Raw genomic sequence first — 26,500 nt, 5'->3', positions numbered from 1 at the left:
CTCTGGCTTTGATTTGGCAACGAAAAAGTTTTCGCCACGAAATGGTGGCAGTGCTACATAATTGCGCAAATCTGGCAAGCGCCGAATCCCGAAACCGCTTCCTGACCGTAGGTGACCAGGGAACTCGGCTCCAGGCTGTCGATGGAAATTCGACCGGAAAGCGCGTCCACATCTGCTAACCTGTCGTTCGGAAGCGCGATGGTCACAGTGTGCGCGGCAATGGTCGGTAGGGAGCCTGCCACCCCCGAACGATCTGCGCTCATCTTGGAATCGTCAGAAATGACCATACCCTCCCGTTAGGTGATGGGACCTTATCTTTGAGCGAGCCAAGTGGCAACAGACTGCACTCTAGGTTGGAAAGCAAGATGAACGGAGCGTGATCAATCGTGGTCGAAAGCGCAGAGCTCGTGGTTGGACAGAGATTTGATCACGTCGCAGTCGCGAACCTGGTTTCGTCGGGGAATGCTAGACTTATTAGGTGGATGCAGCCAGAACCGTCCGACCCACGTCCCCAATGCTCAGCGGCACGATTTTTCGACGGTCCCGTGCGAGTTGGGGAGCCACCTTTTCATTTTCCGCTTGCATCTCTAGTGGCTGCAGGTTGTAGGGTCGCCCAAAAGCGGAAGGGAGACCGACAATGGCGCATGACCACGATGAACACGGCCATTCACATGCGCTCGGTCACCTGCACGCGCCGGCGAACTTCGGGAAAGCCTTTGCGATAGGCGTCGCCCTGAACGGAGCTTTCGTGGCGCTTGAAGTAATCTTCGGCCTCGCGAGCAACTCTGTTTCTCTACTGGCCGACGCGGGGCACAATCTCTCCGACGCATTGGGACTTGGCGTCGCCTGGGCAGCCGTCATCCTTGCCAAGCGCCGACCAACCAAACGCTTTACGTTCGGTCTCGGAGGCACGTCGATCCTGGCTGCGCTATTCAACTCGGTGTTCCTTCTCGTCGTTGTCGGTGGCTTGAGCTGGGAAGCCATCGGGCGATTTTTCGAACCTCAGATCGTTGCGGGCAAGACGGTAATGATCGTCGCCGCATGCGGTATCGTGCTCAACGGTTTTTGCGCCTGGCTGCTTTCCTCCGGAAGCAAGGGCGACCTGAACGTGCGGGGCGCATTCCTTCATATGGCGGCAGACGCCTTGGTGTCTCTCGGCGTCGTCGTTGGCGGCCTGATCATCCTGGTCACCGGGTGGCATTGGATCGACCCGCTGATGAGCCTCATCATCAATCTCGTCATTGTCGCAGGGACCTGGAGCCTTCTGACGGGCTCGATCACCATGACCCTGAACGCCGTGCCGGCGGGCATCGACATGGACAAGGTCAAGGAGTTTCTTTTGGGCCTCCCCGGCGTCGAGTCGATCCACGACCTGCACGTCTGGTCGCTGAGCACGACGGAAACAGCTTTGACCTGCCATCTTGTAATGCCGGCCGGCGCGCCCGCGGACGATACGCTGGCACATGCGGCCGAAGAACTGCGCGAGCATTTTGGCATCGGCCATGTAACGCTCCAGGCAGAGCGAAATCGGCCGACTCGTGAGCATCTCATTGAGGGTCAGGGTTAAAAGCTCCTCTCACCCCCAAGGTTGAGCGGGGACGAGTTTCTGCGAGCGCGCGGCTATTCTTCAGGGGGAGGCCGTAGGGATCCGTTGGTTAATGGAGGGTGTTCGGGCGGCTTCTTTTCGGGGACGCGTCCTACCGAAAATGTCATTCTTGCGAGCTCGCACTCGATGGTGAGCGGCATATTTGCAGCTTGCATGCGCGTCATCTGGAGGGGGAAGCGGGAACCTGTAGTGTGAGATGCACGCAGGATGGCCGATTGGCGAACCAGGTTGCAAGGACTCTTTTAAGTTGATCTCCCCAGAATTTTTCAAACACCGGGTTTGGTTGTCAGAGGAAATCGAAGCAATTCGGGGCAAAGACGCCAGAGTGTAAAAAGCAGCAGGCTCCAGCCTAAATTTCTGTTGGCCAGTCTAACATTTAGGGAAGGGCGAGAATGAGCAGTTCGAAGTCATCCGGCCGGACGGGGTGCGTCGGACTGGACCTTGAATCTCCTCTGCCGACATCTCATTTGCGAGAAAGCATTCCTAATCGCTTTCAAGCGAGGCACACTGCAAAAGCCGGTACTGATTCCGTCCTGCGTGCGACCGATGCAAATCGCTTCTCGAACTCTACGAGGTAGATGTTGACGCAGTTCTTCGAAACAACTCAAGGCATCATGTTAGTCGGAGCGATGATCGGGACTGGATGTTTTGCCGGGGGTACACTCGTACCGAGCGCACTGCGGTGGGCGAGTGCTAAACACGCACGGAACCCAAAAGCGGACGCGCGCAGCGCGGCGATGCTGACAGCTTTGGCATTGGACGATTTTGTCGGTGCAGCTTACGCAGCGGTGCACGATACGCCCGAGTTCAACCCGGCCAACGAAGGCGAGTTCGTCTTTCACACCCCCGAGCCTGTTCTCGTCCTTCCAGGGGCGCAAGATTTGGGCGTCCTAGGCGAGGAACTTTTCAACGAGACCTTATGGCTATCGAACCGCGTGACGAATCTCGGCAACGCGCTAGACAGCCTTGATCTCTCCAGCCCAGGCTTCGACCGCTTTTTCGAGCGGCGTCAGGAGGGATACGCGGTGCTTGCGGCGACGGCGATGGACCTTATCGAACGACTGCTCGCGGATTTCGATCTTAACCTTCCTGAAAAGCCCGGTTACTACAGGCAGCGCGAAGGGTTGGCCTCGGTCGTACAAGCTGCTGGAGAACGTAGCACGGGCGTCAGGAAGACCGCAGGGTTGGCTCAGGCGCCTGGTTCCAATATCACTTATCTCTTTCCAAAGACGGGTGAAGAAGGCGAGTGAACAGTCGTGCGATCGCGCCGTTTTCCATTTAGGGTGTCACGGGTGGGGCGGCGCGATAGGTGAGTATGTGTCATTGCACGATGAGACTTCTGCGACGATGACCAAGCATCTCGGAAGATCACCAAATCGAGCAGGCGTGAAAAGGTTTGAGCGATCGGTCACTATCCGTAAGACCGAAATTCCCTTCATGCTTCTTGTAGTCCCAGACGGATCTTTCGGCACCAGCAGCCGATCCGGAGGATGGGCGTCGTCGCGTTTGAAGGTTGGCGTGTTTATCGGTCCGACCTACAAACCTTCAAGGCCGCGAAGTCAAACATCCCGATTGCAATGATCGAAGTTATCAAAAGGCTTGAGCGCGCGGCGCCTTCGATAAGCCTGCTGTCTGCAAGTGTCGGAACAGTAAATGGCATTTTTGCCCAGCGGGCTGAAAATCTTTAGGCAGAAGAGGCATCGTCGATCGCGAAGGCAGTCTTCGATACTCGGTATTCCGCAGCGCCTGAGGTAAGCTTTTTGTTTGCAGGTTTTCGAGCAGTAGCAAGCGGTCTTTCGGAGCGATGTGAAGGCGTCACCGCATAACTTGCAATGGGACACGATAAGCGATCGGCTTCGATTTTCCGACCTATGAATTGTATTGTGGCGCACCTTGCATTTCCGGCTACAGACGTAAACGACAGGAGCAACGTACCGTCGATACGTCCGGACCAGCCTACCGCAAATCTGGCACGGCAAAGGTTCGCGCCAATCGTCGCCTTCGTCAGGATGGCAAGCAGAGCAAAAGAAAGCATTCCGCTTGCGAAAAACGACACTACGCGAACCGAGCGTTACAGAACACTGTGGGTTCAAGCATTGCATCGCAATCACCGCCGCTGCTGTCCCAATAGTGGTGACAGCTTACCCCGCGACCCCATGATTGCAATTGGGGTTACCCTTCAGGGCGGGCGAGTCCTCGAACTCGTTCGTGATCTCTTCGAATTGCGAGGCTCGGGCCAACTTCGGAAAGGCTTTGAGAATTTGCTTCTCGACAAAATAAATACCCTCGAGCGCGTCGAACAACAGGTCGTCGAGGGTTTTGGCGCTGGCCACTGAAAGTGAAATGCCGCTGCAGATCAACGGGACGCAAAGTTTGCTCCGAGAGCAGGTGAGACGGTCTCGTAGTCGCCTAACGCCATCGCAGCCTGGTCTTACCGCGATCCATAGAACAGTCGGTTATCGGCCGCATCTTTTCCGCTGCTCGCGCGTTTCTGCAACGACGGCCATCGAAGCCATCGAATCGACCTTACGAGGGTGGGAAGAGGAGGAACCCGTGAGCACTGCCCGGCAAATACCTGAAGGTTTTTCGTCTGAAGCCGAATACGATCGGCATATTGATGCCTTGGCGGACGACGCGCCCGGGGACGAAATCCAACCGGAGTTCCTTGCGGAACAAGCTCGCGAAGATATTCTCCCAGAACGCCTTCATATTGAACAGTTCCAAGAAGAGCTCGCGCGTCTTCGGGCCGACATCGAAACGGTGAGGCTGAGGCTGGCTTCGATAACCGATCAATCAGCATCAGTTGTCCAGGCCCATGCCAGATGGCTGGACGCCAGCGCCCATGCCCAGCTCGGCCCCGCACCTTGGGCAAAGCTTGGTGCCGCCATGCTGGCGACTGCTGTGGCAACGCGCTTGTTCGCGAGGCTTCCGGTAGGGGCCATCTTGTCCGCCCTTGCGCCAATCGCCCTCAGAAAGCTGAGCCAGACAGCGCCCGCCAGGCGTTAATCAACTGCAAAATAACGGAGACGACTATGCCACCGCGAAAGACGACAACGGACCTGAGAGCCGAGACTGCGGCGATTGCCGAGGAAGTGCCGGAGTCCGCTATTGAAGCCACCCCGATAGAAACTGGCATCCCCGGACATGCGGGTTACGAGGCCGAGTTGAGTGATCTCCGCGCACAGATGAGCGCGCTCAACGAACAGATTGCAGCACTAGCCGAAAACGCCAGAAAAAAGACGGTCCACCTTGCAAGGCAGGGTGAAGCCACGGTCAAGCTCTACCCGGTCTCGTCGCTTCTGACCGTGGCCGCTATCGCCACCGCCGTCGGTTTTGCGCTTGCGGGCGGTCGTTCGCAACCGCCGAGATCGCGATACGAAAGATCACGCGACGATGTCGCCGATTTCGTCGAAGCTTTGCGCGCCCGACTTAATATTTGATACTTGCAATATGCCTTGATTCGCCCTCAACTCGGCGGAGGGCAAATGTGGGGACAATTATGCTGGACACCATCCTAATCGGGTTGTCTTCGGTGATACGTCGAACCGAAGATCTTGTGCGGAAGGCGCATCGCGCTGTCGCGAGCGGCCGCCTCGATGAAGTCGAGAGCTATAACGTTTACGTGGAATCGCAGAAGATGACCGATGTTCTCTTGGTTCTTGAAGCACAAGTTCGAAATCTGGGTCGCGCCTTCGAAGCGACGCCCGAAATGGCGCGGCGATTCACACTACACGCGAAGCTTCAGTAGAACTGGCTTGGCGCCGAGCAGTTTCGCTTCGGCTTTCGCGCGCCATAAAAACTAAAGATTGGCCGCCAATTGGGCGGCAACGTAAAGTCAATTGTTTTCCCCCTTGTAGCGGCCTAGGCTCTGGAGACCTACAAAACACGTAGGGATCACAGGAGCGTTTCAAGACCTTGAGCCATGTCGCCGAGCCCCAGCGTTGCAGTCGATCCGCCGCGACCGATGCCTTCGGCGGACAAGTTGGCATCCTTTTCAGGCACGCCGGCTTCAACCATGGCACCGACGATGCCGCCAACGGCTCCGCCTGCAACCGCATCTGCGACTGCACCTGCAGCCGTCGCCGCAAGCCGTCCTGCAGCAACGAACGGACCGACGCCTGGGACTGCAAGGGTACGCCTCAGACGGTGCTCTTAGACCATAGCTGGCGTCTCGCGTCCGTCTGGGGAACAGCTGGATAGGAGGTCGATGAGCCCTCGAACGACTGGCCCGCTGCAAATGAGAACGCTCCGAGCGGAGAAGCTGGCCGTGAGTGATCCGATCGATCCAGATGATGGACCCGGCCTCTGCAGCAAGTATAGGGGGGCCGGTGGGCCCGCGCGGCAACAGCGGAGCGACGACTAGGGGGCCAGCCGCCACGGAGCAACCGGCTGGAAACGACCCGCATGTTGATCCTCCTCGGCATTGTTCGCATTTTATTAAGTTTGTTCTCAAATATTCGTGTGCGAGGGCGATCTTGATCTGGGCGCGCGAGTTCATCTCGCAGCGGACAATGGAGACAGCCATGGATCAACGTACTGTGCTTATCGTGGAAGATGAACCTCTGCTCCGGATGGCGCTTGCCGATGCGCTGATCGACGAGGGCTACGACGTGATGGAAGCGGGAAACGCCCTTGAGGCTATCGCGTTGTTGGCGAACGCCGCATTCGCTGCAGTCATCACCGACATCGACATGCCCGGAGGACTGAACGGCCTCGAACTTGCTCGCATTGTGTCCTCGACCCATCACGACGTCGCGCTCATTATCGCGTCGGGTGGCCATCGTCTCGGGCCAGAGCAGCTGCCCGATCGTGCGCGCTTCGTTTCCAAACCGTATGACCTTCAGAACATGACCGCAATGCTGAAGGCGATGATCGAAACGGATACCTTTGACGATGCGAGCAGCCAAGCGCTTCAGGCAGCATAGTGGCCGGTTCAATGTCAGAATCTTGCCCGACTGCCGACCGAAACTGGTGACCCAGTTGGAGTGGGCAGAAGAAGTTTTCTAAGTCAGGCGAGTGACATCTGCTAGCCGAGGTCCAATCCACTGCGCGAACATCCTTTGTGGAACCGGGAACCTGCCTTTGAATTATAACAGGATGAACCAGATCCTTACCGAAATCGATACGATCGCAGCCGAGGCCAAGCTTGCTTCTGGCCTTGTTTATATCCCAGGGCTGGAGACAGGCATCACCCGTAGGATGGGCGCGCACGGCTTCCTCTACTACAAGCCCGACGGTAAACGGATCACCGAGACTTCGGATATCGCTCGCCTGAATTCGCTGGCAATTCCGCCCGCATATACGAACGTTATAATATCCACCAATCCGTTCTCGCATCTCCAGGCGATCGGAACGGACGCCAGGGGACGGCGGCAGTATCGATATCACGCTGACTGGCACGCCGAGCGCGGAAAGGCGAAGTTCGAGCGCCTCGGGGATTTCGCGGAACGATTACCTGACCTGCGCGAGAGGGTTGACGCCGGGCTTCGATCGCGCGGTCTAAACATGGAGAAGGCGATCGCCACGGTCGTGTGGATGCTCGACAATCTTTATATTCGTATCGGGAACGCGGCCTACGCCGAAGCAAACAAGTCCTTCGGCCTCACAACCCTTCGAAGCCGTCACGTCAAGGTCGAGGGCGGTAGCGTCAAATTTCGTTTCAAGGGGAAGTCGGGCAAGGAATGGAACCTCGCTCACAGCGACCGCAGGATCGCCAATGTCGTCCGCAAACTGCAGGAGCTACCCGGACAGCACCTATTTCAGTACCTGTGCGACGAGGGCGGATGCCGTCAGATTTCGTCGAACGACGTCAACTCCTACATCAAAGAGACGACGGGTGAGGATTTTAGCTCACGGCAGTTTCGTACCTGGGGCGCAACTTGCATGGCAGTTGAAGCCTTGGCCTCATTGCACGCGGCTCCCTCGAAACGAGCGCTCGCTCGCCAACTCAACGAAGCAATCGACTCTGTTGCTGCCAGGCTCGTCAACACACGATCGGTTTGCCGTGCATCCTACATACATCCCGCCGTATTTGAGGACTTCGAAGCGGGAATGCTTTCGGAGGTCGTTAAGATGAGGATCAGAAGCGAGCGGTTGCTGACTTGGATGGATGAAGAGGAAATCCGCGTTCTCCGCTGGCTCAAGAAGCGGGACCGCAAGCAGCTTCTTCCGACACCGCCGGGATCAACGTGAAGTACCGGCAAGCGGAACGACCCGATCGCAGCGACGTTGCTCAACGGTGCCATTCAAGTCTCTAACCTCGCTTCCGGACCCAACGACCTCCATGCCACGAATTGCCATCATCGGATCTGGACCTACCGGGATCTACACCCTCGCTGGTCTGATTTCGTCATCCGCGCCACTGTTGAGATCGGCGGTGGAAAAGTCGGCCACGGTAGCGGCGGAATAGTCCAGCCGCGGGCGGAGTAAAATCCGGCCACCTATTTCCTTTCTGCAATGATCGCAGGAGGACAGGGGATCTACACCGTGGAACTTTATTTGAGGGTTCGCCTGGCTGTTTCCGAAGGGATGACGCAGCGTCAGGCAGCAAAGCATTTCAACGTATCGCGCGACAGCGTGGCCAAGATGCTGTCGTATTCGACACCGCCCGGCTATCAGCGATTTTTCGACACGAACGGGAATACCAGCGCCCTTTATCGTCGATCTCTTTGCTCGGAATGTTATCGAGGATCTCGACCCCGACATCGAGCAGCATTTGGGTCGGTCGCAACGCCGCCATCACAGATGCTAGAGGTGAGGGTGGCTCAGAATGCGGTGAAGGAGGACGCTCCTGTTGAGGCACTGCCGCTGATCGACGTTTTGGCTACCCTTTCCAGAAGAAGGGTGAACTGCTTAGCTGCAGCTATGTCGGCAATCTTGTCTGCGCGGTTGTCAGTCTGGCTTGTCCCGGGCCAATTGCCTCTGATGGCCAGGCTTCGCGTACGCGACTTCGCTGTGGTCAGTCAGTTGCTTCAAGGCGAAGCTGAGACGGCAGGTTTTTGTGATATGCCAGCAGATGTCCGATCTGTGTCTTCGGTTCTCGATCTGAGCAAAGCAAGCGTCCTCTTACTTCGGCGAGGTGAGTTTCTCCCCAGCAATCCTACTCTTGCAGACGTTTTTTCGTTCCGAGAGGCGTTCGTCTCCAGTTCGGAAGTTCAGCGTCGCTTGAGGATTGCCGGAGAGGTTCGTCACCCCACATACATCAACAATGAATTGGAATTGATTGGCTCGGACAAGATCGGCGCCAAACGCCGGAGAACTAGCATAGCGCTTCGGGAGAGAGCCGCCGTGGAAGCTTATTATGGCAATAGGCTGGCCGCGCGAGTATGATGCGAAGCCCAGGCGCGCAGGACGATCATGACGCAGAATCAATTTTTGCCCTGGCATTAGAATCATACCTCGCTTTCTTTTTCAAAGAATACAAGCACTTAGTAGAACGGATTTGTGCCGTTCCCAATATCAGGTGGGCCAAGCTTGAAGAGCGCGGGCGACGGTCCGGTATAGGTCTTCTCTGCTGGTGCCCGATTGTGCATCCACAGCCATGCCCCACCCGATTGTCAGCAGGTATTTTGCGAGTTCTTCCGGATCCGTCTCAGGCGGCAAATCACCACTTGCAACGGCCTCCTCCAATCGTTGCCGGAGCCTTGCCCGGCGAGCAGCGCGCAGTTCCAAGTGCCTGCTGTCGCCGGCTTCGCCGGTTTGGGACCCAGACATTGCACATCTGACTGCAAGGCATCCCGGAGGATGGGACGGGTCCGTATAAATTTCGGCAAGTCGGTAAAGCATGACTTCGGCAACACGGCGGGACGTGCGCTCTTTCAGCGCCTCTTCGGCATAGCCGAGATAGGTGTCATAATAGCGGCCGAGAACCTGCCTGAAGAGGCCGTCCTTGCTGCCGAAAGCGAAATAGAAGCTCGGCGGCTTGATGCCGATCGATGCAGTCAGGTCGGCGAGCGATGTACGATCGTAGCCGTTCTGCCAGAAAAGCGTCGTCGCTTTTTCGATCGCCGTATTCACATCAAATGCCCTCGAACGTGCCATGCCTCAGATCCGCCTTCAGATATCTGTCATATATAGTGATCACTACAAAAAATTCCTGACGACTTCCAGCCCTTTCAAATATAGCGATCACTATAGTTGACTTCCAGCGGCCACTTGATCGCGTGGCTGCGAAAGGACGCCGCAATGAAATACACAAAATTCAGCCGAACGGGCTGACGGTTTCGGAGCTCTGCATCGGCACCGGCATCTTCGGAATGCAGACTGACGAGGACCTCAAGGCAAAGCTCGACGAGCTTAAAAACGACTATCGCAAGGGCGACGCCACGGCCGCTTCCCGCAATTCATTTTCAAATTTCACTTTCTTTTGGAGATTGTTCGCCATGGCGATCATTGGTTCGACAGTAAATCGACGTTTCGTTCTGGCAAAGCGTCCGGAGAGCCCCACAAGTCCGGCTTCACGGGATTTGTTCGAGCTTCAATCGGTGGATGTCCCGGAATTAGCCGATGGCGAATTCCTCGTTGAAAGCCACTGGATGTCGCTTGACCCCTGGATCAGGGGAACCATGAACGGCAACCGCAGCTATCAGGCGTCCGTCGAACTCGGCGACGTCACCGCCGGCATCGTGCTCGCGGCAGCACCCATCGTCGTCATTTACGTGATTTTCCAGAGGCAGATCGTCAACGGCATCGCCGTCGGCGCTGTCAAAGGCTGAAACGGAAGTCTTCATGTCGCAAATCGTACTGGACCATGTTCACAAGAAGTTCGGCGCCGTCGACGTCATCCACGATGTCTCGCTGACCATCGAGCGCGGCGAATTTACCGTCTTCGTCGGCCCGTCCGGCTGCGGCAAGTCGACCTTGCTTCGAAGCATCGCCGGATTGGAGGAAATATCCTCGGGCGATCTTTTCATTGGCGGCAAGCGGATGACGGGCGATGACCTCGCCACGGCAGCCGATCACCACCTGATCGACATAGCCCCGGACCCAGACGTCCTGATGGCCGTATCGTGCTCGTCGGCGGACCGGGCACAGGCAAAAGCCACATAGCAACCGCTCTCGGCGTTCAGGCGATCGAGCACCATCGCCGGAAAGTCCGCTTCTTCTCGACCATCGAACTGGTCAACGCCCTTGAGCAGGAAAGGCCAAGGGCAAGGCAGGACAGATTGCTGAGACATCGGTGCGCCTCGATCTACTGATCCTCGATGAACTCGGATACCTTCCGTTCAGTGCCTCAGGCGGAGCGCTGCTCTTCCATCTGCTGAGCAAGCTCTATGAGCGCACCAGCGTCATCATCACGACCAATCTCAGCTTCAGCGAATGGACGACCGTCTTCGGTGATGCCAAAATGACGACCGCTCTCCTCGACCGTCTCACCCATCGTTGTCATATCCTCGAAACCGGCAACGATAGCTTTCGCTTCAAAGCCAGCTCGGCCGCCGCGGGCCCAGAAGAGAGGAGAAAAAGCTAATCCCTTGACCAAATCCTGATCAGAAAACCATACTCAGAGGTGGCTCACTTCTCGGTGGAAAAACCGGCTCAGTTCCGCGTGGAAACCAACACGCATAGCCGTAGCTTCAATCATTTAAGATGCTGAGACATGCCGATCCGAGGTCGACACGAAATCTAATTTTCGACATTCACATCTCAACGGCCGTCAAGCTCACGTTTTCGATGGCCGCAGTCCCACCACCAATGGCAGCAAGACCAAGGTCAAACCAATAGGCCGTTCCAGGCGTCAGATTGGGTACCAAAGCTTGAACAGCAAATGGGATTTGTTGCGCGGACGAGACGACCGCTGTCACACCCTTCACTGCCCCGCCGATAGGAGTTCCGGCCATAGCGGAACCGTTGGCAGGCGTCGCGCCAGTCCCGTAGCGAAGCTGCACGATGAAGCCTTGACCGATGGCAGCGGTATTGAAGCCATCGCCAGACGCCATGAACAAAACTCGTCCTGAAGCTCCAGGTGTGATTGAACCTGCAAGACCTTGCATGGTTTGGGTACCAACACTCGTGGTGCCTGTCGGATTGTTTGGCGTCGACTGCGCCGCTCTGGCATTCGAGGTTAGCGTGCCGTCGTTAGATAACGTTGCGGCTCCAGAAACGTTAACCGCCGTCGGCGTCGAGGGAGGCGCCCACGGGCCAAACCCGCTTGGCGCGACAGAAATCCAAGAGGCTGATGTCATTGCGATTTGCGTCGTGCCGAGCGCTTCACGCCAGATCGCTGCCGGATAAAGGACCGAGCTGCCGATCGTGCTGAAAGGGAACCCGCCGACAGCTGTAACAGGATTTGCGGCGCTCGAATTATTCCATAGTCCAGAGTTTGTTCGAAACCAGATGAGTTTATTCGTAACGTCCAAGGCAATAGAAACGGTGGCCCCGACGGGCACGGCCGAGGCTGTGCCAACCTGGTGTCCATTAAACCAAACGCCCCCGTTGGGCTCCAGACCGACACTTTGTGCATTCGCTCCGAGATAGCTGGCGAAATTGGTTCCTGCGGTCCCGAGCCCGATTCCGCTATTGCTGTCCGTGATTCTGACGTTCTGAAACTCGAAGTAAAATTTCCCGCTCGATTGCGAATTAGAGCCCAGGACCGCAGCGTACGACGCATTTGTCGAAGTGGCGACCAGGTTTCCATCCGAAAGCGTCAAATTTGAGGACTTCGCGGTCGCGCTGAAGCTCGCGCCGACGCCAGTGATGATCATCCCGTCACTTAGCTGCAACCCGGCAAATGATCCTGCGTTGTTAACCTGCACCGTGCCGGACGGGCCAGCCGGCCCACCTTGTGACGAAATCGTTATGCTTGCGGGTCCGTTGGTGATTGTGACGCCAGGTCCGGCAGTCAACGTTGAGGCCTGTGGTGCGTTCCCGCTGGAACCAATGAGGAGTTGGCCATCCGTCAAGGGGCCGACGCCAGCGAGCGTCCCGCCGCCATTCACCTGTACGCTATTGGCGGCTCCGGCTGGCGCACCATCATCGACGCAATCCGCAAGCGCGTTCATATCACCCATAACTTGCGTCGCATCTGCGACCTGCCCGTTGTTCAGTTGGTAAGGAACACTGCATTGGGCATAGGCGCCGCCAGCGAGGCTGAGAGCGGCAATAAACGCCGCGAATGTTACGGATTTACCAAGCTGCTGTCGCACGGTGTTCCCCCTGAAGACCCTGAGCTCGCGGCCTTAACCGCAAGCCGGTTGACAATATAATGCTTGCGTCGAAATGCATTGACAGGTTGCGAAAACTCCTGATGAAAGCTGCAACCAATAATGCCATTGTGAACGACCATACATTTGAAATCTGCAATAACAATGACACTGCGAAGAGGTGCCGTCAATAAAAACTAAAGTAATAATTGCCAATCCAATTATTATGAAGATTGACAATGAAATACAAGCCGCACAATTATTAAACTGCGCGCAGCGCTGCTCCGAAATTTTTAAAGTGATTAACTGTTTTGCGTTGTATAGTACTCCGTATCATGCAATCTATATGAAGTTTCTTTTTATAAAAAGCATCGAGGTTCGAACGATGTGGTTTCCGGAGGTGAGCCCGGTTCGGCTCAACTCTGAATCGAAATTGGTAATTTAACAATCCGATCTGGCGCAAAGGCGACGAACAAACTGAAGGAAATGCCCCCCATGATTGTACGGTTTTTCCAAGAGGCTCTTGTTTTAATTGCACTTTTTGCGAGTGCTTTTCCGGCAACAGCCGATACAAAATCGTCGGCGCATGGCTATGATTCCGACGGGCGTTTGACGACAAACCTCTACAGCGACGGCAAATGCGTTCTCTACGCCTACGATGCAAGCGGCAATCGCGTCTCCCAGGAGACGATCACCGCCGACCCAACCGTGACGATTTCGAACCAGGCTGGACGAGGTGACACCCAGAAAACATCGTCGTCCACCCAACCGATCTGGGGTTCGGGGACCTGGGGCTGCTTTTCCTGGACCGCACCGTAACCAGTGTTCTTAATCTTGCTGATGTGAACGGTAATCTAAATCGGAAAGAGAAATCAGAGATGTCTCTCAATCGTTGGGCTGTCCTAGGTTTTTATTTGTCCGGATTCATTTCCCTGACATCGGGGGCTTTAGCCGAACCGATCAGAGATTCCACGATGTCTGCGACGGTACCCGGTCTTTATGAGCCGTTGATTCCAACGCACGGAACCTCTCCCGCAGAAGATCAGGATCTTTCCTTTGCGCTTGAAGCGTTTAGACATCGATCCACACCGTCGGATCTTTCCAGTCTTACGACCTTTCTTGCGGCTCACCCCAACAGCGGCTGGTCTTCCGCACTTTGGACAAACGTCGGTCTTGCCGATCTGCATGACGGATATTTTTCCAATGCAATCGTCGCTTTGGACAATGCTTGGTCGGAAGGAGATGACGCCACCTCACCTGAGGGGCACGCACTAGTCGATCGATCGATCGGCGAGTTGGCGAACCTGGAGGCGAGCCTTGGAAAGACAGAGGATTTAAGAGCTCTCTTTGAGCGGCTGGGCAATCGGAAGGTTTCAGGCTCTGCGACGGAGTTGATTCAGACCGCACGGGAAACATTGGCTCTCGCCGGCAACGAACAGGCACATCTTTTCAACTGCGGGCCATTGGCGCTCCGCGCCCTGATGCTCGCTCTCGAGGCCAACCCCAGCACTGTGAATTTTCTGCAATTCTACAATCCCGGTCCGAACGGGACGACGCTCGCTGAGGTCGCCGGGCTAGCGGACGGCTTAAAGCTCGCTTATCGCCTTGTGCATCGTTTGCCTGGCGACGCCGTACCTGTGCCTGCAATTGTTCATTGGAAAGTCGGGCACTTCGCGACAATCACCAGCAAGGAAAACGGTCGGTATCACATCCGGGACGCCGTCTTCCCAAACGCAGATATCTGGATGACGCCTGAGGCCCTTGACGCGGAGGCAAGCGGCGATTTCCTGGTCCCGGCTGCGGCGGTGTTCGACGACAGGTGGAAATCGATTACCATCGCGGAAGCGGCGTCCGTCCACGGACGGGGCGAGACCTACCAGACCCGTAAGGGTGACGCAGGTGATCCGCTGGCCAATGGCCCTGGGTCGACTCCGGCCGATCCAAAATCGCCCGTGGTCCCGCCGACAGCCGGTAATAATCCCAATCAGTCGCACTGGAACTCCTCCGGCCAGAACGACAACAATGATCCCTCTGCGGGTTGTCCTCTCTGCGTCGTTAACATCAAGGAATCGAGCGTGAGCGTCACGCTGTCCGATATGCCGGTCGGTTATGTACCGCCCATCGGTCCGTCGATGAAGGTCAGTCTAAGCTATAATCAGCGCGAGGACAGCCAGCCCGCAAACTTTGACTACTATAATATCAGCCAAAAATGGACGCTGAACTGGCAGAGCTACGTCATCGACGATCCCACCAACCCTGGCGCCAACGTGTCGCGCGTTCTGGGATCGGGAGGCGCTTTCTATTATCTCGGATATGACGCCGTCCATCACTCATTTGCTGCGCAGGATGACGACGGATCGATCCTCTCGTTCACATCGCAGACGGCGATCAGCTACCATCGCCAGCTCCGCGATGGCAGCGTCGAGGTTTATGAACAATCCGACGGAAGCGTCGCTTATCCGCGCAAGATCTTTTTGACGAAGGTGATCGACCCGCAAGGCAATGCGGCAACGTTGCACTACGACCGGTTGAAGCGCCTGACTTCGGTCACCGACGCCGTTGGCCGCAATACGACCTTCAGTTATGAGATTGACGGGCGTCCCCTTCTTGTGAGCAGCATCACCGACCCATTCGGCCGCCGAGCAAAGCTGACTTATGACGAGCTAGGTCGTTTGATCTCCATCACCGACATTCTCGGTCTGACGTCGAGCTTCACTTATGATGCCAACTCGCTGATCAATAGTCTGACCACGCCGTATGGAACGAGCAATTTTAGCTATACGGCCCCTGGGACGTCAGCACCGCCTCGGTTCGTTCAGATTACCGATCCTCTTGGAAACAAGGAGCGGGAAGAGTGGCTAGAACCGGCGCCCATCCCTGGCAGTGATCCCGTTGCTACCGTCCCAGTCGGGATGCCCGTTGCACCCACGAACGGATATTTGGTCTACCGCAACAGCTTTCACTGGGACAAAAGTGCCTATGTCACGGCGAACTGCGGCGATAGCGGTGGCTGCGACTACACGAAGGCTCGAATTCGTCATTTCGTCCATATGCCGGGCTCGACCATAAAGGGCACGGCGATCGAAAGCGAAAAATATCCTCTCGAAAATCGCGTCTGGTATAACTACCCCGGGCAAACGGATTCCACGGGTTCTGTATATGGCGGCTCTTACAACAGGCCAATCGCAATCGGGCGAGTCCTTGATGATGGCACCACCCAGATCAGTTCATACGCTTACGACAGCAATGGGAATATTACACAGGCAACCGACCCCTACGGCCGCACCATCTATTATTCTTACACGGATGGTATTGATATAGCTGCCGTCAGCCAAGCCGATCAATTTGGGGCCCGTTCCACCCTGGCGCAATTCGTCTACAATGACCGGCATAGGCCCGTTTACTTTGCGGACGCGGCTGGTCGTGCGAGCACCTTTGAGTACAATTCAGCAGGACAGATGGCGTCCTTCTCTGACACGCTCGGAGAAAAGACGTCCTTTCACTATGATGGTGCCGCAAATCTCGCGTCAATCACCAACGCGAACAATGCCACTGCCGCGACCTATACCTACGACGCGTTCGACCGTATCCGATCCTATACGGACTCGGAGGGCTGGACGGTCACTTTCGACTACGATGCGGCCGACCGGGTTACTAAGATCACCTATCCGGACGGAACCTCCAAACGATATGGTTATCAACGGCTAGACCTTATCTCCTACAAGGATCGTGAAGGGCGGCTTTGGCAATATCAATACAATGCCAACAGACGACTAACCGCAATCGTCGACCCTATGCGGCAAATGACGAAACGCGGTTATGATCCCTCCGGAAACCTCACTTCGCTCACCGATCCGAAGGAAAACGTTACAGCTTGGGGTTATGACGTCCAGGATAGGCAGATATCCAAAACTTATGCCGACCACAGCGTCGTCGCCTACACCTACGAAAACACCACAAGCCGCTTGAAAAGCGTGCTCGATGCGCTCGGCCAGACCAAGCAATACACCTATACGATCGACAATAATTTATCCGGCTTGACCTATTTAAACGCTGTTAATCCGACGCCCAATGTCTCCTTTACATACGATCCCTATTTCCAGCGGATCGCGTCTATGACGGATGGCGTGGGAACGACGACCTACAGTTACAATCCCTCCTTCGTCGATGGAGCACAGAAACTTGCTCAGGAATGCTTTCGCGGCGCAGGCGCTGCCACTTGTTCACATACGATCACGTATGGCTATGATGCGCTCGGGCGATCAGCGAGCCGTCAGATCTCCGGCAGCGGAGCGGAGACTTGGGCCTATGATGCCATCGGGCGCGTTATCAATCATTCAAGCGACCTCGGCGCATTTGAACTCAGTTACCTTGGCCAAACCCAGCAGTTGACCGTCCGGCAGTTGTTGCCGACGACATCGACGCTCAAAACAGTCTGGAGCTATCTCGATAACACGCATGATCGGCGTCTGGCTGGCATCGCCAATACAGGGCTGACGAGCGGGCAGTTCACGAATTTCACGTTCGACACGACACCGGAAAACTTTATCACTGGCATTACGCAGACAAGCGATGCCGCGATCATCGAGCCAAGCCCCACCCTTCAGACAGCAGCATTCAATAATCTCAATGAGGTCACAAGTGCGTCCGGCCAAATTTACAGCTACGACCTCAATGGCAATCTAATCTCTGATGGCGCTAGGAGTTACTCGTGGGACGCAGACAATCGCCTCATTAGTATCAGCTCCACGGCCCAACCTGGCGACATAGAACGCTTTGCCTATGATGGTCTCGGACGGCGTGTTGAAATAGACGAGGCTTCCACAACGGACAACCTTGTCGCGTCAAAATATGTCTGGTGCGGAAAGGATCTTTGTCAGAAGCGTGACGCATCCTACAACCCTGCGAGAGTCTATCTTGGCGAGGGGGAGTTTGTCATTGGAGCTGTAAACCCGTCGTTATTCTACGGCGTGGATCAATCTCGATCAATTCGGCGCGTTTTTGAAAACACCACAGATGCACCCGCATACGACTACGATGCTTGGGGCGTTGCCTCAAACGCCGCTCCTAGGCTCACAGATTTTGGCTATTCGGGCCTCGTTGGTATTAAAGAAAGCGGGGTTATGTTGGCCGTTTACAGAGGTTATTCTGGTCCGATAGGCCGCTGGCTCAGCCGAGATCCCATTGGGGAGCAAACAGACGAATCGAGTAATCTGTTTGCCTATAGTCAAGGAAATCCAATTAGCCTTTCGGATCCATATGGGCTGGCATCACAAGTACATAGTCCGCCGTTCCAGGGACCACCCGGATCGACTATTGTCGGGCGAAAGCAGAGTCGTTTCTATGGTCCGGATGGCTATCCTCAAACAGACCGAGACCTTCCCCATCCCAACGAATCAGGGATTGGAGCTGGTGACCACAGCCACGACTGGACCAGGCCTCCTGACGGTAGCCCACCTGCTAGTGAAAACAGGTGTCTGAGTAGGGAGCCACTACCGGACGACCCGCCGCCACCACTTGGTTATCCGGAAACAGCACCGACAAGTCCTGAAATCCCTGAAATACCCGAACTGCCGGAAATCCCGTTTATTTTTGACATACCATAAAGGTGTAGACCGATGACCAAACAAACAATTCCTTGGGAGCTAGAGAATGGCTTCTTACTCGGAGGCTTCCCCTATCACGATGGGCGGATTGTGGAGTTTGCCTATCGGGAGACCGACGAATCAAATGCAAGCGTGGAAAGAACGTTGCTGATAGGTGTATTGAATACCCTGGATCAAATTGTTTCGATAAGGTTTGAGCGCGTAAAAATGCTTAATATTGCGCAGTTCTGGCCTTCCGCGATTGTTTACGACATCGAAGTAAACCGTGAAAAGAATCTGCCGGCCGAGCAGAATGGTGAGCCCGGCTTTTGGGACATCCTCAAGCCTGTCGTTCCAAACACCGACACAGACCGACGTAGGGCTGAGATTGAGCAAGCGCAAAAGGCTTACGAAGCCAATTTCTTCATTAGGCTTTATTCCTCTTATGGCGCTTCTTTGGCCTTAATATGTGAAACGATAACTGTTGAAATTTAACCAGCGTCGACTGATTCTTTGGGGCGTCTCCGGCATGGTGACGCCCTGTGTTTACCAGGAAGGATAAAGAAGTGAGCCTGCTTAGGTCGATGGAGATGCGCGACGTTAGCTTTTGAAGTGGTTGCGAATATTCCGGCCCTAGAATTTCGGTTGATGCTCAGAGATTTGTTTCTCGAATTCGCCAGTAAGACCATGAGCGACCGCAGCCGATAGCTATTCACTTGGCTTGACGCTCCCCAGACTTTCTACGAATTCAATAACCGCGGAACGGATTTCGGGTTTCCCAATTTTGCGAAAGGCACGGTTGAGCGCCAGAGCGTCGGTCATAAGAAGATCATCGAGTTCATCAAAATTGAACGTCTGAGAGTTGGAGCTTTGCTGCTCTCCTTCTCCGAATAGTGTTGCTGGCGAGACGCGCAACGCCGAGGCGATCGACTGAAGGCGACTGGACCCAACCCGGTTTGACCCTTTTTCGTACTTTTGCACTTGCTGGAATGTGACGCCGATTTTTCCAGCAAGCTCGTGCTGGCTCATACCGAGGACTCTCCGTCGCATTCTAATCCGAGCACCCACTTCGGCGTCAGTCTGTTGGATCACTTTCGCATCATTCATATGTCGAAGTCCTCAATTTTGCCGACGAAACCTACCTGCGAGCCGACGCCGATGACAATGGCAAAAGAGGTTTCAACGGTCATCTCAGACCGAAGTCCTATTCTTACGTGATCTGCCGTCATCGCTACGGGCGCAACAATGACCGGTCGATCGAGCGGGGTTGTCGGAGAGCAGGGGCGATCCGCTTGGGGCCTTCGCCGCACAAAATCTCTGGGCGATGGAAAGATCGTTTTCGGCATTTCCGCCGGAAGTAAGCATCGTACTATCAAGGTATTTACGCGAGGCAAAATGTGAAACCATCGAACAGATGCGCTTGGTGAATGCGGTCTGCGCGTTGCCGAATAGGCCCGTGTGAGATCGGCGGTGGAAAAGTCGGCCACGGTAGCGGCGGAATAGTCCAGCCGCGGGCGGAGTAAAATCCGGCCACCTATTTCCTTTCTGCAATGATCGCAGGAGGGACAGGGGATCTACACCGTGGAACTTTATTTGATGGTTCGCCTGGCTGTTTCCGAAGGGATGACGCAGCGTCAGGCAGCAAAGCATTTCAACGTATCGCGCGACAGCGTGGCCAAGATGCTGTCGTATTCGACACCGCCCGGCTATCAGCGACGTTCGCCGATCCGGCGTCCGAAGCTGGATGGATTCGTTTCGACGATCGAGCAGTGGCTCGATGAAGACCTGAAGGTGCCGCGCAAGCAGCGCCATACGGCCAAGCGGGTATTCGACCGCCTGCGTGAGGAATGCGGGTTCACCGGCGGCTACACGATCATCAAGGATTATATGCGAGAGCGGGATCAGCGCCGACAGGAGGTGTTCGTGCCGCTGTCACATCCGCCGGGCCGTGCGCAGGCCGACTTTGGCGAGGCGATGGTGGTCATCGGCGGCGTCGAGCAGAAAGCTCGCTTCTTTGTGCTGGATCTTCCTCATAGCGACGGATGCTATGTGCGTGCCTATCCGGCGGCAGTGGCCGAAGCCTGGGTGGATGGTCATGTCCACGCCTTTGCGTTTTTCGGGGCCGTGCCGCAGTCGATCGTCTATGACAACGACCGTTGCCTGGTGGCAAAGATCCTGCCCGACGGCACACGCAAGCGGGCAGCGCTGTTCAGCGGCTACCTGTCCCACTACCTGATCCGGGATCGCTATGGCCGTCCGGGAAAGGGCAACGATAAAGGTAATGTCGAGGGTCTCGTGGGCTATGCCCGTCGCAACTTCATGGTACCGATCCCACAGTTCCCGACATGGGATGCGTTCAATGCTTTTCTGGAAGATCAGTGCCGCAAACGCCAGCGCGACAAGCTGCGGGGCGAGAGCGAGGCGATTGGCGAACGGCTGCAGCGCGATCTTGCGGCCATGCGTCCCTTGCCGGCGTCGCCGTTTGATGCCTGCGACCAGGCCAGCGCTGTTGTGACGGCCCAATCGCTGGTGCGCTACAAGACGAACGACTATTCCGTACCGGTCGCCTACGGCCATCAGGACGTCTGGGTCCGGGGCTATGTCGATCAGGTGGTGATCGGCTGCCGTGGCGAGGTCATCGCCCGTCATCCGCGGTGCTGGGAACGGGAAGACGTCGTCTTCGATCCCGTCCATTACCTGCCGCTGATCGAGCGGAAGATCAATTCTCTGGATCAGGCGGCTCCATTGCAGGGCTGGGATCTGCCAGACGAGTTCGCGACGCTGCGCCTGCTGATGGAAGGCCGCATGGCCAAGCATGGGCGGCGAGAATACGTGCAGGTTCTGCGCCTGCTGGAAAGCTTCGACCTTGCCGATCTACATGCAGCGGTGAAGCAGGCGATACAGCTCGGCGCGATCGGCTTCGATGCGGTCAAGCATTTGATCCTGTGCCGGGTCGAGCGCCGGCCGCCGCGGTTGGACCTGGCGATCTATCCCTACCTGCCGAGGGCGACTGTCGAGAAGACGTCAGCAAAGGCGTATATGCGCCTCCTGTCATCTGATGCGGGAGAAGCGGCATGAGTAGCGACGCGCCAGAGATCCTGCTTGGCCACTATCTCAAAACCCTCAAGCTGCCGACCTTCCAGCGCGAGCACCAGAAGCTGGCCCGGCTATGCGCCACCGAAGGCGTCGATCATGTCGGCTACCTGTTCCGGCTTGCCGAACGGGAGATGATCGAACGGGACCGCCGCAAGGTCGAACGTCGGATCAAGGCGGCCAAATTCCCGGTCGTCAAAAGCCTCGACAGCTTCGACTTCACAGCCATCCCCAAGCTGAACAAGATGCAGGTGCTAGAGCTTTCCCGTTGCGAATGGATCGAGCGCCGCGAGAACGTCATTGTGCTGGGCCCGAGCGGCACGGGAAAGACGCATGTCGCGCTCGGTCTCGGCCTGGCCGCCTGCCAAAAGGGCCTGTCCGTCGGCTTCACGACGGCGGCGGCCCTGGTCAGCGAGATGATGGAGGCGCGCGACGAGCGGCGTCTGCTCGGGTTCCAGAAGCAGATGGCCGCCTACAAGCTGCTGATCATCGACGAGCTGGGATTTGTGCCACTATCAAAGACCGGCGCCGAACTGCTGTTCGAGCTGATCTCCCAGCGTTACGAGCGCGGCGCCACCTTGATCACCAGCAATCTGCCTTTCGACGAATGGACGGAAACACTGGGGTCCGAACGTCTCACCGGCGCGCTGCTCGATCGCATCACCCACCACGTCGGCATCCTCGAGATGAACGGCGACAGCTATCGTCTCGCTCAAAGCCGCGCCCGAAAGGCCGGCTAAAACACCCCTCAAAAAATCGCCGCGCCGGCCTGAGACCCCCGCTCGGGCTACGCCCTCCCGGCGGTCTCAGGCCGGCGCAACAGTGGCCGACTTTTGCTCCGCCCCGTGGCCGGAAATTATTCCGCCGTTGACACTGGTGGCTGGCGGTGTCTTCAATTCCGGCATCCTTGCGACAGGCCCGGCGCCCAGTGCGTATTTCGATTACGTCGAGGCCTCGGCCGATATTCGCGATCGCGTCGGCAAAATTCAGTCCCTGGTCAATGGGGCAGGCGTCGATCTGCCCGCAGTCGCCATGCGGTTTCCGCTGCAAAGCCCCGTTGTCGCTTCGGTGCTGATCGGCGCGGCAACTCCGTCGATCGTCGAACGCAATGTCGTTTCGCTCGCCCATCCCATCAATGCCTCGCTCTACTCCGGCTGCGCGCCCTTTGCTCTTCGCTGATCGGTTACTGGAAACAGACGTATCGGCTTTGATTTTGCTTTGACACTGTTGGGCGCTGCCTTCTACTTAAAGAAAGTCATAGCTTTATGAGGAGATCGCGTGACGGAGATACCGGTTCGCGCCCGAAAGACCAGACGAAAGGGTACGGGCGTCACCATGGCCGAGGTGGCGGCTACCGCGGGCGTATCGATGCAGACCGTTTCGCGCTATCTGCGTTTTCCTGAAACGGTAGCCGCCGACACCGGCCAGCAGATCCAGGAAGCGATCGAAAAGACGCATTACGTGCACAATCTCGCCGCCAGCCATCTCGCCTCCGCGCGCAGCAATATGGTTGCCGCGATCATCCCGACGCTGTCGGCATCGATCTTCGCCGAGACGATCCAGCATTTTTCCGAGGTCCTGCACAGCGCAGGCTACCAGATCTTTCTCGGCTACACCGACTATCGGGCGGATCGCGAGGAAGAGGTTATCCGCAGCCTTCTCGGCCGTCGCCCGGACGGCATTTTCATCATCGGCACCCACCACAGCCGCAACAGCGTTGCGCTGCTGAAACGTGCGCGTATCCCGATCGTCGAAGGCTGGGATTTGACACCGAAGCCGCTCGACAGGCTCGTTGGTTTCTCCAACAAGGCGGCCATCGCTGAAATGGTCGATCATCTCGCGAGAAGCGGCCGCCGCCAAATCGTTTTCAGCGGTGTCCTGCGAAAAGGCGACAGCCGTGCGACCGAACGCCGAGACGGGTTCGTGGCTGCCATGACAGAACGATATCCGGACGAGGAGATACGGTTGCACGTCTCGACAGAGCTTCCGCTGGAAATGGCGTCCGGCGCGGTTCTTCTGCAGCAGACGCGTGAACGCTATCCCGATGCCGATGCCATCATGTTTTCAAGCGACGTGCTTGCTTCCGGCGCGTTGCTGGAAAGCGCGCGGCTTGGAATTGCGGTGCCACGGACGCTCGCGATCACTGGCTTTGGCGATTTTGAGTTGTCCAAGCAGCTCAATCCATCCCTGACGACGGTCTTCGTTCCCTCCGACGAAATCGGCCGGCAGGCCGGCAGGCTGTTACTTGAGGGTATGCAGGGCGTTGTTTCCGAACAAAAATCCGTCGACGTCGGCTTCAAGCTGATGATCCGCGAGAGCGGCTGAGCCTCCTCCAAAACTTCTCTCTTCGACAAGCGCAGAGCGTGATTCACGCCGCAGCGAGTCATCAAGATTTGCATTAAAATGTTAGCGCTCACTCTGTACATTCTCATTGAAAAGCGTAAGTTGGCGACAATAAAAATGGGAACTCTTGTGGAGGAGTGATTGTCATGGCCATTCTGTCGGGCATACGCGTGCTGGATTGTTCGATCGCGATGGCGGGTCCCTTCGCCGCGCAGAGACTGGGCGATCTCGGCGCCGATGTGGTGAAGGTCGAGCCTGTGACCGGCGAGTGGCAGAGGCATGTCGCGGCCGGTGGCGCCGAAGGCAACAAGGTCAATGTCTCCTTCCTCTCGCTCAACCGCAACAAGCGGTCGCTCGCCATCGACCTGAAGTCGCCTGATGGCAAGCAGGTGCTGCTCGATCTCGTCAAGACCGCCGACGTCTTCCTGCAGAACTACCGCCCTGGCGTCGCCAAGCGTCTCGGCGTCGACTACGAGTCGTTGTCGGCGATCAATCCAAGGCTGGTCTATGTCTCCATGTCCGGCTACGGCGAGGACGGGCCCTATGTGAACCGGCCGGGACAGGATCTCGTGCTGCAGGGCATGTCCGGCGCCATGCTTTCGGCCGGCCGGGAAGGTGAGGCGCCCACGGCGGCCGGCCAATATCTCGTCGACGCGATAACCGCCTATACCGCCTTCGAGGGCGCTCTGGCGGCGCTTTTCCACCGCGAGCGCACCGGCGAAGGTCAGCTCGTGCAGGTCAATATGCTCGATGCGATCAGTACGATCCAGATGCAGGAGCTTTCGGTCTTTACCGTCGGCCACAAGCCGCAGAAGCGCTCGGCCGAGCCGCATGCGCATGTCTATATCCGCTCGCCCTACGGTGCCTTTTCAACCAGCGACGGCTTCATCATCGTCGCCTTCCCGAAGCTGAAGACGCTTGGGGAGGTGATCGGCGAGGACAGTTTCCTCACCATGGTCGACGAGATCGACACCTGGGGTCGGCGGGACGAAATCTTTGCGAAGACCCGCGAACGGCTGAAGACGAAGACCTCGGCCGAATGGCTGGAGCTGATGCGCGCCGCCGATATCTGGTGCGGCCCGGTCTATGGCTATGCCGATCTCGTCGAGGACGAGCAGATCAAGCACAACGGCACTTTCGTCGAGTATCAGCATCCGACGGAAGGGCTGGTGAAGACGCCGGGCTTCCCCATCCGCTTCTCGAAGACGCCATCGACCGTTGAACGCGGCGCGCCGATCACCGGCCAGCATACCCGCGAAATTCTAGCGGAAGCCGGCTATGATGCGGAAAAGATCGAGGCACTGGAGCGCGCCGGCGCGATTGCCTCGGGAGAGCTGTGACATGCAGCATCTCAAGGCCCTGACCCGGGACCATCCCCGCGGCTACAATGCATTGGCGGCGGCCTCCCGTCTTCCGGCGCTGGCGGAAAACGGATTGTCGATCACATGGGACAAGCAGCCCTTGGAGGGCTTCGAATCCCATCCGATTGCTGATCTTTGCAGCCGCTACGACCTTGTTGTTCTCGACCATCCGCATGTCGGCGAGGCCGTTGCGGGTGATTGTCTGCTGCCCCTGGAAGACGTGTTTGGTGCCGACGTCATTGCGCAGTTGGAGAAGAACGGTATCGGCCCGTCGCTCGCGAGCTACCGATTTGCCGGCGCGCATTGGGCACTACCGCTCGATGCGGCCACGCAAGTCATGGCCTGCCGCAACGACCTGATAGAAGGTGCCGTTCCGGCTATCTGGGATGAGGTTGCCAGCCTTTCTGCATCTACCGGCAAGGTGGCGCTATCGCTTGCCGGCCCCCATGCCATTCTCTCCTTTCTGTCGATTGCCTCCGCCTTTGGCGAGCCGCCTGCAGAGGCCGATCCGGATATCCTGGTCTCTGCCGGGACCGGCCGCGCCGTCTACGATCTCATGGTCGATCTTGCTGGCCGCAGCCCATCGTCTGTGCGAGAGAACAACCCCATCGGCATCCTTGGCCATATGGCCACCCATGACGACGTCATCCTCTGCCCGCTGATCTACGGCTACGTCAATTACTCAGCCCCGCGCGGTCAACGGATATGCCTTCGGCGGCGGTCTTGAGACGGCGATGTCCTGCGATATCCGCATCGCGTGCGAAAACGCGCAGTTCGCCGCGCCAGAGATAAAACTCGGCTGGATCGGCGGCGGCGGCATGGCTGCGCATCTGTCCCACTCGATCGGCGCCTCCAATGCCGCCATGATGCTGATGACCGGTGATCCGATCTCTGCCGAAAGGGCGCTGCAATGGAATCTCGTCAGCGAGGTTGTGCCTCTGGCCGGCCTGTTGCCCCGTGCCCGCGCCCTGGCCTCCGTTATTGCGTCGCGTGCGCCGATCGCGGCCGAAACGGCGAAGCTCAATCTCAAGGCAGCGGTCTCCATGCCAATCGAAAAGGCGATCGAATACGAACGCGATCTGCAGACGATCTGCTTTGCAACGGCTGATGCTGCGGAGGGGAGGCTTGCCTTTAGGGAAAAGCGCCAGCCGGTCTTTCATCGCAGGTAGTTGTTGTGGCTGAGACGGTCGTTCTCATCCAGGGTTTTCGAAGAACGCTTGGAAACCTCACGCGATTCCCGCGTCGGGAAATTGAGGATGCGGCGCGGCATTGAGCCAAGCCGCTGGGTTCAATCCAGTGCGTCGACGATTTCAGGTACGGCTTAAAATCTGAACAAAACCCAAGCGATAACGCGTCCCTAATCCTACAGGA

The 26,500-nt window shown here is 56.9% G+C and carries 25 protein-coding genes and 3 pseudogenes; 22 read left to right on the top strand and 6 right to left on the bottom strand.

Annotated features, from left to right (window positions below; translation table 11 throughout):
* Positions 1 to 53 precede the first annotated feature (53 nt).
* Entirely contained in the window at positions 54 to 287 is a 234-nt protein-coding gene (locus tag DTW90_RS28585; protein WP_132528695.1) for a hypothetical protein, read from the bottom strand.
* 350 nt (positions 288 to 637) lie between these two features.
* Here DTW90_RS28585 and DTW90_RS28580 point away from each other — a divergent pair, with 350 nt between their 5' ends.
* From DTW90_RS28580 to DTW90_RS28570, 3 genes are all read left to right on the top strand, one after another.
* Positions 638 to 1,567, top strand: coding sequence for a cation diffusion facilitator family transporter (locus DTW90_RS28580; RefSeq protein ID WP_149342772.1), 930 nt, complete (start codon positions 638 to 640; stop codon positions 1,565 to 1,567).
* Between the two features lie 620 nt (positions 1,568 to 2,187).
* The gene (locus tag DTW90_RS28575; protein ID WP_149342770.1) at positions 2,188 to 2,856 is read left to right on the top strand and encodes a hypothetical protein; all 669 of its coding nucleotides are present in this window, start codon (positions 2,188 to 2,190) and stop codon (positions 2,854 to 2,856) included.
* A 240-nt stretch (positions 2,857 to 3,096) separates the two neighbouring features.
* Positions 3,097 to 3,294 (top strand): hypothetical protein, encoded by a 198-nt coding sequence (locus DTW90_RS28570; RefSeq protein ID WP_132528760.1) that lies wholly within the window; start codon positions 3,097 to 3,099, stop codon positions 3,292 to 3,294.
* Positions 3,295 to 3,747: 453 nt separating this feature from the next.
* Here DTW90_RS28570 and DTW90_RS38095 read toward each other — a convergent pair whose 3' ends face one another.
* A complete protein-coding gene (locus DTW90_RS38095) occupies positions 3,748 to 3,939 on the bottom strand; it encodes a DUF892 family protein (protein ID WP_132528761.1) in 192 nt (63 codons plus the stop codon).
* 10 nt (positions 3,940 to 3,949) lie between these two features.
* On the opposite strand from DTW90_RS38095, the gene DTW90_RS28560 reads away from it, so the two are divergent.
* Genes DTW90_RS28560 through DTW90_RS28550 form a run of 3 tightly spaced genes read left to right on the top strand, consistent with a single transcriptional unit; the run spans position 3,950 to position 5,354 of the window.
* Positions 3,950 to 4,612 (top strand): hypothetical protein, encoded by a 663-nt coding sequence (locus tag DTW90_RS28560; protein ID WP_149342768.1) that lies wholly within the window; start codon positions 3,950 to 3,952, stop codon positions 4,610 to 4,612.
* A gap of 26 nt (positions 4,613 to 4,638) precedes the next feature.
* Entirely contained in the window at positions 4,639 to 5,046 is a 408-nt protein-coding gene (locus DTW90_RS28555; RefSeq protein ID WP_132528763.1) for a hypothetical protein, read from the top strand.
* A 59-nt stretch (positions 5,047 to 5,105) separates the two neighbouring features.
* Positions 5,106 to 5,354, top strand: coding sequence for a hypothetical protein (locus DTW90_RS28550; protein WP_132528764.1), 249 nt, complete (start codon positions 5,106 to 5,108; stop codon positions 5,352 to 5,354).
* Positions 5,355 to 5,554: 200 nt separating this feature from the next.
* Here the strand turns inward: DTW90_RS28550 and DTW90_RS37790 are convergent.
* A pseudogene (locus DTW90_RS37790) lies at positions 5,555 to 5,737 on the bottom strand (hypothetical protein); the annotation flags it as partial.
* 392 nt (positions 5,738 to 6,129) lie between these two features.
* On the opposite strand from DTW90_RS37790, the gene DTW90_RS28540 reads away from it, so the two are divergent.
* The 3 genes from DTW90_RS28540 to DTW90_RS28530 all read left to right on the top strand — a co-directional run bounded on the left by DTW90_RS28540 (position 6,130) and on the right by DTW90_RS28530 (position 8,935).
* Entirely contained in the window at positions 6,130 to 6,531 is a 402-nt protein-coding gene (locus DTW90_RS28540; protein WP_149342766.1) for a response regulator, read from the top strand.
* A gap of 172 nt (positions 6,532 to 6,703) precedes the next feature.
* A complete protein-coding gene (locus DTW90_RS28535; protein ID WP_149342764.1) occupies positions 6,704 to 7,798 on the top strand; it encodes a DNA topoisomerase IB in 1,095 nt (364 codons plus the stop codon).
* A 294-nt stretch (positions 7,799 to 8,092) separates the two neighbouring features.
* Entirely contained in the window at positions 8,093 to 8,935 is an 843-nt protein-coding gene (locus DTW90_RS28530) for a hypothetical protein (RefSeq protein WP_149342762.1), read from the top strand.
* Positions 8,936 to 9,064: 129 nt separating this feature from the next.
* Here DTW90_RS28530 and DTW90_RS28525 read toward each other — a convergent pair whose 3' ends face one another.
* Positions 9,065 to 9,646 carry a TetR/AcrR family transcriptional regulator gene (locus tag DTW90_RS28525; RefSeq protein ID WP_132528272.1) on the bottom strand — a complete coding sequence of 194 codons (582 nt, stop codon included), beginning with the start codon at positions 9,644 to 9,646 and terminating at the stop codon, positions 9,065 to 9,067.
* A 122-nt stretch (positions 9,647 to 9,768) separates the two neighbouring features.
* On the opposite strand from DTW90_RS28525, the gene DTW90_RS28520 reads away from it, so the two are divergent.
* The 3 genes and pseudogenes from DTW90_RS28520 to DTW90_RS28510 form a co-directional block, all read left to right on the top strand.
* On the top strand, positions 9,769 to 10,320 hold the full coding sequence (locus DTW90_RS28520) for a hypothetical protein (RefSeq protein ID WP_149342760.1): 552 nt from the start codon (positions 9,769 to 9,771) through the stop codon (positions 10,318 to 10,320).
* A gap of 13 nt (positions 10,321 to 10,333) precedes the next feature.
* Positions 10,334 to 10,534: pseudogene (locus DTW90_RS38090) on the top strand (ATP-binding cassette domain-containing protein); the annotation flags it as partial.
* Between the two features lie 77 nt (positions 10,535 to 10,611).
* A pseudogene (locus DTW90_RS28510) lies at positions 10,612 to 11,075 on the top strand (ATP-binding protein); the annotation flags it as partial.
* A 169-nt stretch (positions 11,076 to 11,244) separates the two neighbouring features.
* Here the strand turns inward: DTW90_RS28510 and DTW90_RS28505 are convergent.
* Entirely contained in the window at positions 11,245 to 12,750 is a 1,506-nt protein-coding gene (locus DTW90_RS28505; RefSeq protein ID WP_149342758.1) for a hypothetical protein, read from the bottom strand.
* A 492-nt stretch (positions 12,751 to 13,242) separates the two neighbouring features.
* On the opposite strand from DTW90_RS28505, the gene DTW90_RS28500 reads away from it, so the two are divergent.
* From DTW90_RS28500 to DTW90_RS28490, 3 genes are all read left to right on the top strand, one after another.
* A complete protein-coding gene (locus tag DTW90_RS28500; protein WP_188080089.1) occupies positions 13,243 to 13,566 on the top strand; it encodes an RHS repeat domain-containing protein in 324 nt (107 codons plus the stop codon).
* A 155-nt stretch (positions 13,567 to 13,721) separates the two neighbouring features.
* On the top strand, positions 13,722 to 18,353 hold the full coding sequence (locus DTW90_RS28495; RefSeq protein WP_246665089.1) for an RHS repeat-associated core domain-containing protein: 4,632 nt from the start codon (positions 13,722 to 13,724) through the stop codon (positions 18,351 to 18,353).
* 12 nt (positions 18,354 to 18,365) lie between these two features.
* Positions 18,366 to 18,827, top strand: a complete 462-nt coding sequence (locus DTW90_RS28490; protein ID WP_149342753.1) for a hypothetical protein — start codon at positions 18,366 to 18,368, stop codon at positions 18,825 to 18,827.
* Positions 18,828 to 19,040: 213 nt separating this feature from the next.
* On the opposite strand, the gene DTW90_RS28485 is transcribed toward DTW90_RS28490, so the two are convergent.
* Entirely contained in the window at positions 19,041 to 19,439 is a 399-nt protein-coding gene (locus DTW90_RS28485; protein ID WP_149342751.1) for a helix-turn-helix transcriptional regulator, read from the bottom strand.
* A gap of 489 nt (positions 19,440 to 19,928) precedes the next feature.
* Between DTW90_RS28485 and istA the strand changes: the two genes are divergently transcribed.
* The 7 genes from istA (at position 19,929) to DTW90_RS28450 (ending at position 26,298) form a co-directional block, all read left to right on the top strand.
* Entirely contained in the window at positions 19,929 to 21,410 is a 1,482-nt protein-coding gene (gene istA / locus DTW90_RS28480; protein WP_188080095.1) for an IS21 family transposase, read from the top strand.
* A complete protein-coding gene (gene istB, locus DTW90_RS28475; protein ID WP_149342747.1) occupies positions 21,407 to 22,165 on the top strand; it encodes an IS21-like element helper ATPase IstB in 759 nt (252 codons plus the stop codon). Before istA ends, istB begins: the two co-directional genes overlap by 4 nt.
* 127 nt (positions 22,166 to 22,292) lie before the next feature.
* Positions 22,293 to 22,604 (top strand): aldo/keto reductase, encoded by a 312-nt coding sequence (locus DTW90_RS28470; protein ID WP_188080088.1) that lies wholly within the window; start codon positions 22,293 to 22,295, stop codon positions 22,602 to 22,604.
* 99 nt (positions 22,605 to 22,703) lie between these two features.
* Positions 22,704 to 23,750: a LacI family DNA-binding transcriptional regulator gene (locus tag DTW90_RS28465; protein WP_246665087.1), complete on the top strand. Its 1,047-nt coding sequence runs from the start codon at positions 22,704 to 22,706 to the stop codon at positions 23,748 to 23,750.
* A gap of 164 nt (positions 23,751 to 23,914) precedes the next feature.
* Positions 23,915 to 25,108 (top strand): CoA transferase, encoded by a 1,194-nt coding sequence (locus tag DTW90_RS28460; protein ID WP_149342744.1) that lies wholly within the window; start codon positions 23,915 to 23,917, stop codon positions 25,106 to 25,108.
* A gap of 1 nt (position 25,109) precedes the next feature.
* Positions 25,110 to 25,856: a hypothetical protein gene (locus DTW90_RS28455; protein ID WP_246665086.1), complete on the top strand. Its 747-nt coding sequence runs from the start codon at positions 25,110 to 25,112 to the stop codon at positions 25,854 to 25,856.
* A 7-nt stretch (positions 25,857 to 25,863) separates the two neighbouring features.
* The gene (locus tag DTW90_RS28450; protein WP_246665085.1) at positions 25,864 to 26,298 is read left to right on the top strand and encodes an enoyl-CoA hydratase-related protein; all 435 of its coding nucleotides are present in this window, start codon (positions 25,864 to 25,866) and stop codon (positions 26,296 to 26,298) included.
* Positions 26,299 to 26,500: the final 202 nt, after the last annotated feature.

It is taken from the genome of Neorhizobium sp. P12A, from assembly GCF_008365395.1.
Classification (GTDB): domain Bacteria; phylum Pseudomonadota; class Alphaproteobacteria; order Rhizobiales; family Rhizobiaceae; genus Rhizobium.
Note: the sequence above shows the minus strand (reverse complement) of the source record. Positions and strands in the feature narration are given on the sequence as shown.